The following is a 15,829-nucleotide window of genomic DNA, read 5'->3' as shown; positions in this document are numbered from 1 at the left end:
AGGTCGCGCATTCGGAAACGGGGGTGGCTTTAACCCGCCCCCGCTCCCCCTATCTAAGCGCGGCAAAGGGGGGCCTCATGCCAGAACCTATTCTCGCCGTGTCCGGCGTATCCAAGACCTACAAGGGCGGGTTCACCGCGCTCGACAGCGTCGATCTCACCATCAACAAGGGGGAGATCTTCGCGCTTCTCGGTCCCAACGGGGCCGGCAAGACCACGTTGATCAGCATCATCTGCGGCATCGTGACGCCGTCCACCGGCACCATCCGGGTCGCCGGCCACGATGCGCTCGCGGACTACAAGGCCGCGCGCCGGCGGATCGGGCTCGTGCCGCAGGAACTGTCGGTCGATATGTTCGAGACCGTGCTGGCGACCGTCACCTTCTCGCGGCGGCTGTTCGGGCGTTCCGGTCACAGCGCCTATGTCGAGCAGGTCCTGCGCGACCTGTCGCTGTGGGACAAGCGCGACGCCAAGATCATGGCGCTGTCCGGCGGCATGAAGCGCCGCGTGCTGATCGCCAAGGCGCTCGCGCACGAGCCCGAGATCCTGTTCCTCGACGAACCCACCGCCGGCGTCGACGTGGCGCTGCGCCGCGACATGTGGAAGCTGGTGCATCGCCTGCGCGAACGCGGGACGACCATCATCCTGACCACCCATTATATCGAGGAAGCCGAGGAGATGGCCGACCGGGTCGGCGTCATAAACAAGGGCGAGCTGCTGCTCGTCGACGAGAAGACCGCGCTGATGCACAAGCTGGGCAAGCGCGAGCTCGACCTGACGCTCGTCGACCCGCTCGACGCGGTGCCCGGCGGCCTCGACCGCTGGCAGCTCAGCCTGGTGAACGAGGGCAAGACCCTCCGCTACGTCTTCGATGCGACCGAGGAGGATACGGGCATCCCATCGCTGCTGCGCGCGCTCGCCGAGCGCCACATCGCCTTCAAGGACCTGGAGACCTCCAAGTCGAGCCTTGAGGACATCTTCGTCGATCTGGTGGGGGAACGGGCATGAACCTGCACGGCATCTGGGCGATCTATCGGTTCGAAATGGCCCGCTCGCTCCGCACCCTGTGGCAGAGTCTCGTCGGGCCGGTGCTGACCACCAGCCTCTATTTCATCGTCTTCGGCGGCGCGATCGGCAGCCGCATGCAGAGCGTCGACGGCGTCGGCTATGGCAGCTTCATCGTCCCCGGCCTTATCATGCTCTCGCTGCTGACGCAGAGCGTGGGCAATGCGTCGATCGGCATCTATTTCCCGAAATTCACCGGCACGATCTTCGAGCTGCTGTCGGCGCCGATCTCGGCGATGGAGATGGTGCTGGGCTATGTCGGTGCCGCGGCGACCAAGTCGGTCATCATTGGCGGGATCATCCTCGCGACCTCCGCCTTCTTCGTCCCCATCCGCGTGATGCATCCGGCGGCGATGGTCGCGTTTCTGCTGCTCACCTCGATCGCGTTCAGCCTGTTCGGCTTCATCCTCGGCATCTGGGCCAAGAGCTTCGAGCAGCTGAACTTCGTGCCGCTGCTGCTGATCACCCCGCTGACGTTCCTGGGCGGCAGCTTCTACTCGATCGACATGCTGCCGCAGCCGTGGCGGACGGTGAGCCTGTTCAACCCGGTCGTGTATCTGGTGAGCGGCTTCCGCTGGAGCTTCTTCGGCAAGGGCGACGTCGACATCGCGATCAGCCTGGGTGTGACGCTGGGCTTCCTGCTGGCATGCCTCGCCGTCATCGCATGGATCTTCAAGAGCGGCTGGCGGCTGAAGAACTGACTCCGCTCGAAGGGCCCGGCTTGGGGGGCAGCGCCTCCCAAAGCCCGCCGTCCTGGGTCGCGCATACCCGCCTTTTTGCGTCGGAGTGCTCGACAGGCGGGCGCGGATTTGCAGAATTCGGCGTGAATCCCTCGTACGAGCGCGGCTGCGGTCAGGAGCACGATGTCTGAGCTTTCCCTCTCGCGGCGCACGTTCATCGGCTCGGTCGGTGCGGGCGCCCTGGTGGTGCCGCACGCGCATGCGGCCGGCACGCCGCTCGCGGTGATGGCGCTGCTGGCGGATGGCCTCGACTCTCCGTCGGCGGTGCACGGGCAGCGGGTGCGGCTTTCCTGGCAGCTCGTCTCGGACCGCCGGGGAACCGAGCAGAAGGCGTATCGCATCGGCGTCGCGAGCAGCCGCGACAAGGCGCAGGCCGGCAGCTTCGATCTTTGGGACAGCGGTCGCGTCGAAAGCGCGCGTAGCGTCGACATCGCCTTTGGCGGTCCGCCGCTCGCGTCGCGTACGCGCTGCCACTGGACGGTGACGGTGTGGGACGACCAGGGCGCGCAGGCGACCAGCGCGGTAGCACGCTGGGAAATGGGTCTGCTCTCGCCCTCGGACTGGCAGGGCGACTGGATCGCTGCCGAAAGCGCAATCGTCCGCGACGACCGGCTCGCCGGCCTGCCGTGGATGACCGGCGCGCAGCCGCAGCCAGGGGCAGGGCGCAGCTTCCGGCTGGTGCTGGACCTGCCCGAACCCGCCGAGCTGGTCGTCCATAGCGCCGTCAACCGCAAGCCCGAGGCGATGCTCGACGGCGTCGCGCTGACCTATCCGGTCCAGCATTTCGCCGCGATGGGACCGCGGCCGACCTATCGTAGCACGCACCGGGTCGCGGCCGGGCGGCACGTCCTGTCGCTGTTCGTCGCCGCGGACCGGCCCGACGACGTCGATCCGCGTGCCGCGGTGATGGTCCGCGCGACGCTGTCGTCGGGGCGGATCCTGCGGTTCGCGGGCGATCGCCTGCGCACCGCCGCCGGCAAGCCTGCGGACTGGGCCGCGGCACGCGTCGACGAGCGCGCCTGGTCGCCGGCGGTGCCGATCGCCGGCAGCGGCGAGGCGCCGATGCCCGGCAACGGCGCCTTCCTGTTGCGGCGCGGGTTCGCGCTTCGGGAGGCGCCGCGCGCGGCGCGGCTCTACGTCACCGCGCTCGGCGCCTATCTGCCGTTCGTCAACGGCGAGAAGGTCGGCGACGCGCTGCTGGCGCCCGAGTGGACCGACTATCGCCGACACCTGCTGTATCGCGCCTATGACGTCACCGCGCTGCTCAAGCCCGGCGCCAACCTGCTGGGCGCGATGGTCGGCGACGGCTGGTACGGCAGCTTCACGGCGCCGACCGGGCGCTGGAGCTACGGCAAGCCGCCGCTTCGGTTGCGGGCGCAGCTCGAGATCGAGCATGCCGACGGCCGCCGCGAGACGATCGCGACCGACGACCGCTGGTCGGTTGCGCCGTCGATGATCACCGCGAGCGAGATCTACAACGGCGAGGACGTCGATGCCCGCCTCGATCGCCCCGGCTGGTCCGCTGCCGGCGCTGCGCTGGGGCCGGATTGGGAGCCCGCCCGCGCCATCGAGACCCCGCTGATCGCGATGCTCGGGGCGTCGGTGCAGCCGATCGGCGCGGCGCAGACGCTACGGCCCGTCAAGCTCACCGCCATCGCGCCGGGCAGCGCCGTCGTCGATTTCGGCCAGAACTTCGCCGGCTGGGTGCGGCTCCGCGCACGCGGCAAAGCCGGACAGCGGATCACGCTGCGCTTCGCCGAACTGCTCCTGCCCGACGGCCGGGTCGATCAGTCGAACCTGCGCGCAGCGCGGGCCGCCGACACCTGGATCCTGCGCGGCGAGGGTGTCGAGCGGTTCGAGCCGCATTTCACCTATCACGGCTTTCGCTACGTCCAGATCGACGGTCTGGGGGAGCCGCTGGCGCCCGGGGACGTCGAAGGCGTCGTCCTCCACTCGACCCTGCCGGAGACCGGGCAGCTGACCCTCGGCCAGCACGTTCCGCAGCGGCTCTGGCAGAACGCATTGTGGAGCCAGCGCTCGAACTTCTTCGGCATCCCCACCGATTGTCCGCAGCGCGACGAGCGGCTGGGCTGGACCGGCGACGCCCACGTCTTCTGGGACGCGGCCTGCTTCAACATGGACGCGGCGGCCTTCACCCGAAAGTTCCTGCGCGACATGCGCGACGCGCAGCGCGCCGGTGGCGACTTCCCGGACATCGCGCCCAACAGCGACATCGCCCATTTCACCCCGCCGGGATCGTCGCCGGGCTGGGCCGACGCCGGCATCTTCCTGCCGTGGACGAGCTGGCGGCGCTATGGCGATACCGCGGTGATCGACGAGCACTGGCAGGCGATGGCGCGCTATCTCGACTCGATCCATGCCGGAAATCCGGGCCTGCTGTGGCGCACCGGGCGCGGAAACGATTTCGGCGATTGGCTCGCGCTCGACGCGAAGCAGCCCGGCGATCCGACCACGCCCAAGGATCTGGTCGCCACCGCGATGTGGAAGGGCACTGCGGATGCGATGGCCGACATGGCCGCCGCGACCGGCCGGCGCGACGATGCCGACCGCTATCGCGCGCTGGCGGACGGGATCGGCCGCGCCTTCAACGCTGCCTTTGTCCGTCCCGACGGCAGCATCGGCAACGGCTCGCAGACCGGCTACATCCTCGCGCTGCACTTCGGCATCGTTCCGCCGGCGCTCCGCCAGGCGGCTGCCGACCGCCTCGTGGCCGACATCGTCCGCCGCGGAACGCTGCTTTCCACCGGGTTTCTCGGCACGCCCTACAGTCTCGATGTGCTTGCCGACGCCGGGCGGGCCACGCTCGTCTACGACCTGTTGCTGCGCACCGCCTTCCCGTCCTGGGGGTATATGATCGCCAAGAACGCGACCACGATCTGGGAGCGCTGGAACGGCGACGTCGGCGACGTCGCGATGAACTCGTTCAACCATTATGCGCTCGGCGCCGTGGCGGGGTTCATGTTCCGTCGTCTCGCGGGAATCGACCCGGTCGAGCCGGGCTTCGCCCGCTTCCGCTTCGATCCGGTCTACGATCCGCGGATGCCGCAGGGCGGCGGGCGCTACGACAGCCGCGTCGGCCGGATCGAGACGGCATGGCGCCAGACGCCCGAGGGAGACTTCACGCTCCGCCTGCAGGTGCCGGCGAATGCGCGCTGCACGCTCCGCCTGCCCGCACGGTCGCCGACGCAGGTCCGCGAGGGAGGACGCGCCCTCGCGAGCGTTCGCGGCATTGAGCGGCGTTCCGGGGACAAGGTCACGCTCGACGTGGGCGGCGGGCGCTATGACTTCACCGTATCGCGCGCCGACTATGGCTGACGCGGCGGCATAGATCCGCCGCGGTCGAACCCATCGGATAATGCGGAATAGCGCCGGCTAGGCGTCTGCCGCGCTGGGCCGGCAACGTCGCAGCTCGGCCGCGCTCTCGCCTACCCTTCCGAATCCTCCAGCAGCGTGACCGGGGCGCCGGTGCTGCCGCTGCTCAGGCTGTCGGGGGTGACGACTACGGTGGTCCCCGCCACCAGCAGCGGCGCGAGGCGGTCGCGGAACGCGGAGTCGACGGCGATGCGGTCTTTGTTGTCGGCGGGGGCAGCGGCGTCGGTCTTGCGGTCCCAGGGAAGCGCGAGCTTGATCCAGTGCGCGCCGGCCGCGTCGACGCTGCCGACGACATAGGCGGCGGGGCGGGGGATCGCGCCGCGGATCGCGACGGGCGCGCTGCCGATCTCCACGCCGTTGCGCAGCACCACCACGCGCCGGTCGGCGGCGCTGACGATGATCGAGAGCGGACCGGTGGGCGCCTTCTCCGGCTGCCACGACGGCGGTTCGGCCGCGGCGGCCGGGCGCGGGCCCTTGCCGGCGGTGAGCAGCTGCGGGGTCGGCGCGACGCGCGGCACCGGCGCGCCGTCGGTGATCACCACCGTCATGCCGCGGCTGGTGGTGCCGTAGAGCAGCCGCGCGAACGCCAGCGGCAGCCGGATGCAGCCGTGCGAGGCGGGGTAGCCCGGCAGCTTGCCCGCGTGCATCGCGATCCCGTCCCAGGTCAGCCGCTGCATGAACGGCATCGGTGCGTCGTTGTAGAGGTTCGACTTGTGGTCGACCGCCTTCTGCAGGACGGTGAACACGCCGGTCGGCGTCTCGTGCCCCTTCGCGCCCGAGGACACCGTCGACACGCCGATTATCACGCCGTTGCGATAGACATAGGCGCGCTGGAGCTTCAGGCTCACCACCACCATCATCGGCCCGGCGGGCGCGATCTGCGGCGCCCACAGATAGCCGCCGGGCTTGAGCTGTTGCACCGCATCGACGACGCTGAGCGCGGTCGGGGCGGGCTGTTGCGGGGCGGCGGCAGCGGGGAGGGCGGCGGCAAGCAGCAGCAGCGCGGGGAGGAGGGACGGGCGGAGCATCGCCCGCCGGTATCGCGCGATCGCGGGCGCCGATCCAGTCGGCTTCGTTCCGGTCACGGCCGCCTCCTCAGTGCGCCAGCACGATCGGGACGGGGCAGCGCGCCAGCATCCGCCGGGTGACGCCGCCGAACAGCGCCTCGGTCATCCGCCGGTGGCCGAAGCCGCCCATGACCACATAGTCGACCTGGCCCGCGCGAATCTCGCGCAGCAGCAGCGCGGCGGGTCCGTCGCCGTCGTCGTGCTGGACGAGGATTTCCGCGCGGATGCCGTGGCGCGACAGATAGGTCGCCGCCGCCCCGGCATCGGTCGGGGCGGTGCCGCGGGCGACGGTCAGCACCGTCACGGATTCGGCGCGCGACAGCAGCGGCACGGCGGCGCGCACCGCGGCTGCGGCGGTCGCCGATCCGTCCCACGCCACCAGCGCGCGCCCGGCGACGGCGAACCCGCGCGCCGTCTCCGGCACCGCGACCAGCGGCTTGCCCGCGGTGACGATCAGCTCGCCCACCGCCGCCTCCATGTCGGTCGAGGGGGCGCTGTCGATGCGGCGGTTGACCACGATCAGGTCGGCGAGCCGCGCGGCATCCTTGACGCAGGCCGCCAGGGTGCCGCTCGCCTCGATCCAGTCCCAAGGAACGTCGGCACGCGCCAGCCGCGCCTCGATCCGCGCGCGCGTGGCTGCGGCCCGTTCGCGCGCCTCCGCCATCAGCACGCCCGACACCATGCCGTCGACGTCGCCGGGCATCGGCGACACGACCGCGACGCCCAGGCAGGTGAGATGCCCCCCGAGCGCGCGGGCGAGATCGAGCGCGGTCTGCAGGCGCGCTTCCTGCCCTTCGTCGTCGTGGGCGAGCATCAGGACGGTCTTCATGGTCGGGTCCCCCGTGGCTGCGCCCTCGCTAGGGAGCGCCACGGCGGCGGCCTATCGGGAACTCTACGGATGCCGCGCCGCGTCTGTCCGGCGCTAGGCTGCGCCGACGGGAGAGAGCAATGACGGCAACCGACACCGCCGCCGGCCTGCGTGCCGGGCCCGGCGACCTCCACCATTTGGTCGTGCTCGGTCACCCCGCGCCCGACAGCTTCAACCACGCGATCGCCGCCGCCTATCGCGACGCGGTCGAGGGCTGTGGGCAGCGGGCCGTGCTGCGCGACCTCTATGCGCTGGGCTTCGATCCGCTGCTCCGCGCCGAGGAGCGGCCGGGCACGCCCGGCTTTCGCCTGTCGCCCGATGTTGCGGCCGAGCTGGAGCTGGTGGCGCGGGCGAGCGCGATCACGCTCGTCTACCCGATCTGGTTCGGGCTGCCGCCGGCGATCGTCACCGGCTATGTCGATCGCGTGCTGGGGGCGGGGCGCGAGCCGGGCATCGCCGCCGCCCCCGCGCGCGACGACGTGCTCGCGGGCAAGCCGCTGCTGCTGCTCACCACTTCGGCCTCGACGCTGCCGTGGCTGGCGGAGCGGGGGCAGTGGCACGGGCTGCGCGCCGCCTTCGACCTCTATCTCCAGGCGATCTTCGCCCTGTCGCGCTGCGACCACGAGCATTTCGATGCGGTCACCACGCCGCTGGCGCCCGGCTATGCCGCGGAGTGCCTTGCGCGCGTCGCCGAACGGGCGCGGACCAGCTGCAGCGCGCTGCTGCAGGCGAGCCATGCGCAGGAGGCGCGCGACGCGGTCGCGCGGCGGCAGGGGGAACGCGCGCCCTGATCCGGCGACGCGCTTCGTCCTCAGCCGGCGGCTGCGGCGCTGCGCGCGATCAGCTGGACGAGCAGGTGGTTGCGCAACGGCTTTTCGAGCACCGCGGTGAAGCCCGCCTGCTGCGCCGTTTCCGCCAGCGCGTCGGTGGCGTGGCCGGTGATCAGGATGGCGGGCGCGTGCCAACCGCAGGCGCGCAGGCCGTGCAGCACGGCGATGCCGTCGATCCCCTCAAGCCGGTAGTCGGTGATCAGGCACGAACAATGGCGCGCGAGCGGGTCGGCAAGCATCTGGTCGCCGCGCGCATAGGCGCGCACGTCGTAGCCGTGGCCGCGCAGGACCAGCTGGAGCGAGCGGCGGACGCCCGCATCGTCCTCGACCAGCGCGAGGCTCCGGCGGGCGCTCCCACCCGGCTTGCGATGCTGTGGCATGGGTCCCTCGCCGCCGATGCTCCCGCGCATCGACCGGAACGGAATGGCGCAGGCGCGGCCCGCTGTCGCTACGTAGTGCTCCTAGGGGCGTCGCCAGTGGGCGGCGCGCCCGGCGGGCGGGGGTCGGGCAGCCCCGCGGCGAAGGCGATGCGCAGCGCTTCGGAAAGGCTGTGGACGCCCAGCTTGCTCATCAGATTGGCGCGATGCACCTCGACGGTGCGCGGGCTGATGTCGAGGTCGTAGGCGATCGTCTTGTTGGGCAGCCCGCGCGCGAGCCCGTCGAGCACGTCGCGCTCGCGGGCGGTGAGCGCGGCGACGCGCACCTCCGCCTCGCGCGCCTCGTCCAGCCGGTGGTCGCGCCGGTCGAGCTGCGCGAACCCGGCCTCGATCGCGCGGAGTAGCTCCGCCTTCTCGAACGGCTTTTCGAGGAAGTCGACCGCGCCGCTCTTCATCGCGCGCACCGCGATCGACACGTCGCCGTGGCCGGTGAGCACGATCACCGGCAGGGCGATGCCGCGCTCGCGCATGCGTTCCTGCACCGCCAGCCCGTCCATCTCCGGCATGCGCACGTCGAGCAGCACGCACCCCGGCTCGATGTGGGGTGCGGCGCGCAGGAACTCGACGCCCGAGGCATAGGTCTCGACGTGGAAGCCGGCGGCACGCAGCAGGAAGCCGGCGGAGCGCCGGATCGCGTCCTCGTCGTCGATCAGATGGACCCGCCGCCTATCGCGCACCCTCGTCCTCCCGTTCGGCGCGCATCAGCGTGAAGCCGAAGCGCGTGCCACCGCCGTCGCGCGGTTCCGCCCAGATCCGGCCGCCATGCGCCTCGACGATTGTACGGCAGATCGACAGGCCCAGCCCCATGCCCTCCTGCTTGGTGCTGCGGAACGCGCGGAACAGCTCGGCGGCGATCTCCGGCGCAAGGCCCGGCCCGTTGTCCGCCACCGTCACGCGCACCCGGTCGCTGCCGTCCAGCCGGGTCGTGACCTCCAGCCGCCGCTTGGGTTCTCGTGCGGTCGCCTCCACCGCGTTGCGGAACAGGTTGACCAGCACCTGCTGGATCTGGATGCGATCGATCAGCACCGCCCCGGCCTGCGGGTCGAGGTCGAGCGCCAGTTCGACGCCGTCGCCGCGTGCGCCGACCAGCCCCAGCGCCACCGCCTCGCGGATCACGCTCGGCAGGTCTTCGACCCGGCGGCCGACTTCGCCGCGGGCGACGAAGTCGCGCAGCCGCCGCACGATCTGACCGGCGCGCATCGCCTCCGCCGCGGCATCGCCCAGCGCCTCGCGCACCGTCGCCACCTGCGCCGCGTCCGGGTCGGCGAGCAGGTCGCGGCTCGCCTCGACATAGTTGGCCACCGCAGCGATCGGCTGGTTGAGCTCGTGCGCCAGCGTCGACGCCATCGCCCCCATCGCGCTGACGCGGGAGACGTGGATCAGCTCGGCCTGCAGCGCGTCGAGCCGCGACTGGGTCGCCTCGCGCTCGGTCAGGTCGCGCAGGAAGCCGGTGAACAGCCGCTGGCCGCCGCCGAACGCCTCGCCCACCGCCAGCTCGTGCGGAAAGGTGCTGCCGTCCTTGCGCAGGCCGATCACGCGCCGGGTGCTGCCGACGATGCGGCGCTCGCCCGTCGCCAGATAGCGCGCGACATAGCCGTCGTGGCGCTCGCGGTCGGGGGAGGGCATCAGCAGGCGGACGTTGCGCCCGATCAGCTCGGCCTCCGAATAGCCGAACATCCGCTCGGCGCCGCTGCTCGCCGACTGGATCAGCCCGCGGTCGTCGATGACGATCATCGCGTCGGGAACGGTGGCGAGGATCGCGCTGAGCTGCGCCTCGCGCGCTTCGGCCGCCTGTTCGGCGGCGCGCTCGTCGGTGATGTCGCGCAGCACCTTGCCGAAGCCGGCGAGCGTGCCGTCGGCGTCGCGGAAGGCGGTGATGGCGATGCTGGCGAGGAACTCCGAACCGTCCTTGCGGACCCGCCAGCCTTCCTCCTCGATCCGGCCGAGCGCGGCGGCGCGTTCGAGGTCCTCGGTGCACTTGCCGGCGGCGGCTTCCTCGGGCGGGTAGAAGATCGAGCAGTGGCGCCCCAGGATCTCGTCCTCGGTCCAGCCCTTGATGCGCTCGGCACCCTTGTTCCAGATCGCGACCGCGCCGTCGGCATCGAGCATGTAGATCGCGTAGTTGGTCGCGCTGTCGACCAGCAGGCTGAGCTCGGCGGCGAGCACGCGGGCCTGGAGCGCGGGGTCGCTCGCGAGCTCGCCGCGCGGCGTCGCGCCCCGTCGCCAGCGGGCGAGATGCTGGTCCCAGGCTCCGGAACGCTCGTCGATCATCGCTCTCTCGCACGCCTCCGTGCCGTGCCCGGCCACCTTCCACGCCCGGCGCGCGGACGCAACCCCGGGGGCGGGGTCGCTTCGTCCCGGCCGCACCACCGCTCGCCCGGCGGCTACGTAACAACCCGCATACCGCCCGCTTTTAACCCACGTCAGGAGGGCGGCACATGGCCCCACGCCATCAACCGCGCCCGCCCGAGCGGAACGCGCCGAAGAAGGATGCCTGCGATGCCGTTCGCCACCACCAACCCCTACACCGGCGAGGTCGTGAAGACCTTCCCGACCGCCACCGATGCGGAGATCACCGCCGCCATCGCCAAGGCCGACGCCACCTTCCGCTCGTGGCGCGAGACCAGCTTCGCCGAGCGCGCCCGGGTGATGCAGGCCGCTGCCGACATCCTGCGCCGCGACGTCGACCGCTATGCGCCGATCCTGACGCTGGAGATGGGCAAGCTGCTGGCCGAGGCGAAGGCGGAGGTCGAGCTGTCGGCGGCGATCTTCGAATATTACGCGAAGCATGCCGAGGCGCTGCTCAAGCCCGAGACGCTGACCGTCGCCGATCCGGCCGAGGGCGAGGCGGTGCTGGTATGCGATCCGCTGGGCGTGCTGCTCGCGATCGAGCCGTGGAACTTCCCCTATTACCAGATCGCCCGCATCCTCGCGCCGCAGCTGTCCGCGGGCAACACGATGCTGCTCAAGCACGCGGCCAACGTGCCGCAGAGCGCGCAGGCGTTCGAGACGCTGATGGCCGAGGCCGGGCTGCCCGACGGCGCCTTCCTCAACCTGTTCGCCAGCCACGACCAGATCGACCTGATCCTCAACGATCCGCGCGTCCACGGCGTCGCGCTCACCGGATCGGAAGCCGCCGGCGCGGCGGTCGCGGCGACTGCGGGCAAGGCGCTGAAGAAGTCGACGATGGAGCTGGGCGGCGCCGACGCGTTCGTCGTGCTCAAGGACGCCGACCTCGCCAAGACGGTGAAGTGGGCGGTGTTCGGCCGCCACTGGAACGGCGGCCAGGTCTGCGTCTCGTCCAAGCGGATGATCGTCGTCGACGAGGTCTACGACGCGTTCCTCGACAGCTATGCCAAGGGCGTCGCCGAGCTGCGCATGGGCGACCCGTTCGACGCCGACACCACGCTCGCGCCGCTGTCGTCGCAGAAGGCCGCAGACGACCTCAAGGACATGATCCGCAAGGCCGTCGAGCATGGCGCCACCGCGACCGAGGTGGGGCCGGAGGCGCCCAATCAGGGCGCGTTCGTCCGCCCGACCATCCTCACCGACATCGGCGAGGACAATCCCGCGCGCCACTGGGAGTTCTTCGGTCCCGTCTCGATGCTGTTCCGCGCGAAGGACGAGGAGGATGCGGTGCGCATCGCCAACGACTCCCCCTTCGGTCTCGGCGGATCGGTGTTCACCCAGGATACGAAGCGCGGTGCCGAGCTGGCGCGCAAGATCTCGACCGGCATGGTGTTCGTCAATCATCCGACGATGGTGAAGGCGGACCTGCCGTTCGGCGGCGTCCGCCGCTCGGGCTACGGCCGCGAGCTGCTCGGCCTCGGCATCAAGGAATTCGTCAACCACAAGCTGATCGATGTCGTCGACATCGACGCCGCCTTCTGACCAACCGAGGAGAGAGACCCGTCATGCCAAAGACCATGAAGGCCGCCGTCGTCCGCGAATTCGGCAAGCCGCTGGTGATCGAGGAGGTGGCCGTGCCCGAGGTCGGGCCCGGCCAGATCCTCGTCAAGATCGCCGCCACCGGCGTCTGCCACACCGACCTCCACGCCGCCGAGGGCGACTGGCCGGTGAAGCCGAACCCGCCGTTCATCCCGGGGCACGAGGGCGTCGGCCATGTCGTCGCGGTCGGCCGCGGCGTCACCCATGTGAAGGAGGGCGACCGCGTCGGCGTGCCGTGGCTCTACACCGCCTGCGGCCATTGCGTGCACTGCATGGGCGGGTGGGAGACGCTGTGCGAAAGCCAGCAGAACACCGGCTATTCGGTCAACGGCAGCTTCGCCGAATATGTCCTCGCCGATCCGAACTACGTCGGCCACCTGCCCGACAACGTCAGCTTCGTCGACATTTCGCCGGTGCTGTGCGCGGGGGTGACGGTGTACAAGGGCCTGAAGGTCACCGACACCAAGCCGGGCGACTGGGTCGCGATCTCGGGCATCGGCGGTCTCGGCCACATGGCAGTGCAGTACGCCAAGGCGATGGGACTCAACGTCATCGGCGTCGACATCGACGACACCAAGCTCGCGCTGGCGAAGAAGCTGGGCGCCGAGCTGACCGTCAACGCGCGCGAGACCGATCCGGCGGCGTTCATCCGCAAGGAGGTCGGCGGCGCCAACGGCGTGCTGGTGACCGCGGTCTCGCCGATCGCCTTCAGCCAGGCGATGGGCATGGTCCGGCGCGGCGGCACCGTGTCGCTCAACGGCCTGCCGCCGGGCGACTTCCCGATCTCGATCTTCGACACGGTGCTGAACGGCATCACCATCCGCGGCTCGATCGTCGGCACGCGGCTCGATCTGCAGGAGTCGCTCGACTTCGCCGGCCAGGGCAAGGTCCATGCGACGATCAAGACCGACCGGCTGGAGAACATCAACGACGTGTTCGCCAAGATGCACCACGGCGAGATCGAGGGGCGCATCGTCCTCGACTTCGAGAACGACGTCCCGGCGGTCGAGGCGCAGCGCGCGGCCGCGTGACGCAAGGGGGGGGCGGTGCGGCCGAGCGCCGCGCCGCCCCTGCCTGCGCGGTGCCGAACCGGGGAGGGGCTCGGGACCGGCAGCGGCCGCGTCCCGGAACGCGATGGGGGTCGTCGCGTTGGACAGGGAGAGCATCGCCGTCCGGCGGTGCGGCGCCTTCCTCCCACCCTGGATTTCCCCATGTCCCAGCTCCGCCTGCTCGTCGCCGAGAGCGCGCCCCCGTCCTCGCGCGAGGAGCGTCGCCGCAGCGCCGGGCAGAGCCAGGGCGAATCCTACCTCGACGCGCTGCGGGCGGTCGTGCCCGGCGCGACGCTCGACCAGATCTTTCCGGCCGACGACGGGGAGGTGCTCCCCGATCGCGACGCGCTTGCCGGCTACGACGGGATCTTCCTCACCGGATCGCCGCTCCACCTCTACGACGACAAGCCGGAGGTCCGCCGGCTGGTCGACTTCATGCGCGACGTGTTCGACAGCGGCACGCCCTCGTTCGGATCGTGCGCGGGGCTGCAGCTGGCGGTGGTCGCGGCCGGCGGCAGCGTGCGCTCGATGGGCGACGGGCGCGAGGCCGGGTTCGCGCGCCGGGTGACCGCCTGCGCCGGCGCCGCCGACCATCCGCTGCTCGACGGCCGCCCGCCGGCGTTCGACGTGCCGGCGATCTATTCCGACCAGGTCGAGCGGCTGCCCGAGGGTGCGACCGCCATCGCCGGCAATTCGGTGACGCCGGTGCTCGCCGCCGAGATCCGCTGCGGCGAGGGGATCTTCTGGGGCGTGCAATATCATCCGGAACTGTCGCTGCGCGAAGTCGCCGCCGCGCTGCGGCGCGAGGGCGACGAGCTGATCGAGCAGGGCTTCGCCGCCGACCGCGCCGCGCTCGACGCGCACGCCGACCGCATCGACGCGCTGCACCGCGCGCCCGATCGCCGCGACCTCGCCTGGCAGCTCGGCCTCGACGATCAGGTCACCGATCCCGACAAGCGCCGGCGCGAGCTCGCCAACTTCGTCGCGCATCGCGTGCGCCCGATCCGCGCCGCACGCGGGCGGGAATAGCCGCCGCAACCGGGAGCCGCCGCCCATGACCCGTTCGTCGCCCAGCATCGTCTGGTTTCGCCAGGACCTGCGCCTCGCCGATCAGGCCGCCTTCGCCGCGGCCGCCGCCGACGGTCCGGTGCTGGCGGTGTACGTCCTCGACGACGCGGCGCCGGGCGACTGGCGGATCGGCGCCGCGCAGCGCTGGTGGCTCCACCATTCGCTCGCGTCGCTGGGCGAGGCGCTCGCCGCGCTGGGCGTTCCGCTGGTGCTGCGCCGCGGTCCTGCGGCGGCGACGCTGGCGGCGATTGCGCGCGAGACGGGGGCGGCGCGCATCCACTGCCTCGCGCACTACGAGCCCTGGTGGCGCGCGGCCGAGGAGGCGCTGGCCGAAGAGGTCGAGCTGGTCCGCCACGACGGCTATCTGCTGATCGACCCGGCGTGCGTGCGCAGCGGCGCCGGCACCGGCTATCGCATGTTCGCGCCCTTCTGGCGGACGCTGCAGGACCGCATGCCGCCCCCCGCGCCGGCCGAGGCGCCCGACCGGGTGGAGGGCGCGAAGGCGCCGCCGGGCGACGCCCTCCAGTCGTGGAAGCTGCTGCCCGACAGCCCCGACTGGAGCGGCGGCTTCGACGACTGGACGCCGGGCGAGGCGGGGGCGCACGACACCCTGGAGGACTTCGTCGCGCGGATCGGCAGCTACGAACAGGACCGCAACCTGCCGTCGATCGACGGCAGCTCGCGGCTGTCGCCGCACCTCCACATGGGCGAGATTTCGCCGGCGGCGGTGTGGCATGCGGTGCAGCGCCGGGCGGGCGCGCAGCCGTTCCTGCGCGAACTCGCGTGGCGCGACTTCACCTCCAACCTCATCGTCCAGCTGCCCGACTATGCCGATCGCAACGGCCGCGCGAAGATGGATGCGCTCGCCTGGCGCAGCGGTGCCGCCGCCGATGCGGACTTCCGCGCGTGGACCAAGGGGCGCACCGGCTATCCAATCGTCGACGCGGGCATGCGGCAGCTGTGGCACAGCGGCTGGATGCACAACCGGGTGCGGATGCTGACCGCCAGTTTCCTCGTCAAACATCTGCTGATCGACTGGCGCCGCGGCGAGCGCTGGTTCTGGGACTGTCTGGTCGACGCCGACTACGGCAACAACAGCGTCAACTGGCAGTGGGTTGCCGGCACCGGCATCGATTCGTCGCCGTTCGGGCGGATCATGGCGCCGCTCGCCCAGTCGGAGAAGTTCGACGCGGCCGACTATATCCGCCGCTGGGTTCCCGAACTCGTCGGCCTGAGCGATGCCGACATCCACGATCCGCACGGCGCCGGCGTCGCCCCCGCCGAATATCCCGAGCCGCGGATCGGCCATCGCGCCGCGCGCGAACGGGCGCTCGGCCGGTTGGCAAGTGCGAGCGGGCGGTAGCC

The 15,829-nt window shown here is 71.3% G+C and carries 13 protein-coding genes; 8 read left to right on the top strand and 5 right to left on the bottom strand.

Features of this window, described 5'->3' with window-relative positions; all coding sequences use genetic code 11:
* Positions 1–77: 77 nt before the first annotated feature.
* From ACBY01_RS10910 to ACBY01_RS10900, 3 genes are all read left to right on the top strand, one after another.
* Entirely contained in the window at positions 78–1,007 is a 930-nt protein-coding gene (locus ACBY01_RS10910) for an ABC transporter ATP-binding protein (protein WP_416460865.1), read from the top strand.
* Complete coding sequence (locus ACBY01_RS10905; protein WP_416460864.1) at positions 1,004–1,765, top strand: ABC transporter permease; 762 nt, start codon at positions 1,004–1,006, stop codon at positions 1,763–1,765. Before ACBY01_RS10910 ends, ACBY01_RS10905 begins: the two co-directional genes overlap by 4 nt.
* A gap of 162 nt (positions 1,766–1,927) precedes the next feature.
* Positions 1,928–5,140, top strand: a complete 3,213-nt coding sequence (locus ACBY01_RS10900) for an alpha-L-rhamnosidase (protein WP_416460863.1) — start codon at positions 1,928–1,930, stop codon at positions 5,138–5,140.
* Between the two features lie 110 nt (positions 5,141–5,250).
* On the opposite strand, the gene ACBY01_RS10895 is transcribed toward ACBY01_RS10900, so the two are convergent.
* Both ACBY01_RS10895 and ACBY01_RS10890 read right to left on the bottom strand, forming a co-directional pair.
* Positions 5,251–6,282, bottom strand: coding sequence for a L,D-transpeptidase (locus tag ACBY01_RS10895; RefSeq protein ID WP_416460862.1), 1,032 nt, complete (start codon positions 6,280–6,282; stop codon positions 5,251–5,253).
* A 10-nt stretch (positions 6,283–6,292) separates the two neighbouring features.
* On the bottom strand, positions 6,293–7,093 hold the full coding sequence (locus ACBY01_RS10890; RefSeq protein ID WP_416460861.1) for a universal stress protein: 801 nt from the start codon (positions 7,091–7,093) through the stop codon (positions 6,293–6,295).
* Between the two features lie 119 nt (positions 7,094–7,212).
* On the opposite strand from ACBY01_RS10890, the gene ACBY01_RS10885 reads away from it, so the two are divergent.
* On the top strand, positions 7,213–7,923 hold the full coding sequence (locus tag ACBY01_RS10885; RefSeq protein WP_416460860.1) for an NAD(P)H-dependent oxidoreductase: 711 nt from the start codon (positions 7,213–7,215) through the stop codon (positions 7,921–7,923).
* Between the two features lie 20 nt (positions 7,924–7,943).
* On the opposite strand, the gene ACBY01_RS10880 is transcribed toward ACBY01_RS10885, so the two are convergent.
* The 3 genes from ACBY01_RS10880 to ACBY01_RS10870 all read right to left on the bottom strand — a co-directional run bounded on the left by ACBY01_RS10880 (position 7,944) and on the right by ACBY01_RS10870 (position 10,670).
* Positions 7,944–8,342, bottom strand: coding sequence for a response regulator (locus tag ACBY01_RS10880; RefSeq protein ID WP_416460858.1), 399 nt, complete (start codon positions 8,340–8,342; stop codon positions 7,944–7,946).
* Positions 8,343–8,410: 68 nt separating this feature from the next.
* Complete coding sequence (locus ACBY01_RS10875; RefSeq protein WP_416460857.1) at positions 8,411–9,076, bottom strand: response regulator transcription factor; 666 nt, start codon at positions 9,074–9,076, stop codon at positions 8,411–8,413.
* Entirely contained in the window at positions 9,066–10,670 is a 1,605-nt protein-coding gene (locus tag ACBY01_RS10870) for a PAS domain-containing sensor histidine kinase (RefSeq protein WP_416460856.1), read from the bottom strand. The genes ACBY01_RS10875 and ACBY01_RS10870 overlap by 11 nt, the downstream gene beginning before the upstream one ends.
* A 228-nt stretch (positions 10,671–10,898) precedes the next feature.
* Between ACBY01_RS10870 and ACBY01_RS10865 the strand changes: the two genes are divergently transcribed.
* The 4 genes from ACBY01_RS10865 (at position 10,899) to ACBY01_RS10850 (ending at position 15,827) form a co-directional block, all read left to right on the top strand.
* On the top strand, positions 10,899–12,290 hold the full coding sequence (locus ACBY01_RS10865) for an NAD-dependent succinate-semialdehyde dehydrogenase (protein ID WP_416460855.1): 1,392 nt from the start codon (positions 10,899–10,901) through the stop codon (positions 12,288–12,290).
* 23 nt (positions 12,291–12,313) lie between these two features.
* Entirely contained in the window at positions 12,314–13,378 is a 1,065-nt protein-coding gene (gene adhP / locus ACBY01_RS10860) for an alcohol dehydrogenase AdhP (protein ID WP_416460854.1), read from the top strand.
* Between the two features lie 180 nt (positions 13,379–13,558).
* Positions 13,559–14,425 (top strand): type 1 glutamine amidotransferase, encoded by an 867-nt coding sequence (locus ACBY01_RS10855; RefSeq protein WP_416460853.1) that lies wholly within the window; start codon positions 13,559–13,561, stop codon positions 14,423–14,425.
* Positions 14,426–14,450: 25 nt separating this feature from the next.
* Positions 14,451–15,827: a cryptochrome/photolyase family protein gene (locus ACBY01_RS10850; protein ID WP_416460852.1), complete on the top strand. Its 1,377-nt coding sequence runs from the start codon at positions 14,451–14,453 to the stop codon at positions 15,825–15,827.
* The last annotated feature ends 2 nt before the right edge of the window (positions 15,828–15,829 follow it).

The sequence above is a fragment of the Sphingomonas mangrovi genome, from assembly GCF_047975845.1.
GTDB lineage: Bacteria > Pseudomonadota > Alphaproteobacteria > Sphingomonadales > Sphingomonadaceae > Sphingomonas.
The sequence above is the reverse complement of the archived record's forward strand: the minus strand, read 5'-3'. Positions and strand labels throughout refer to the sequence as shown.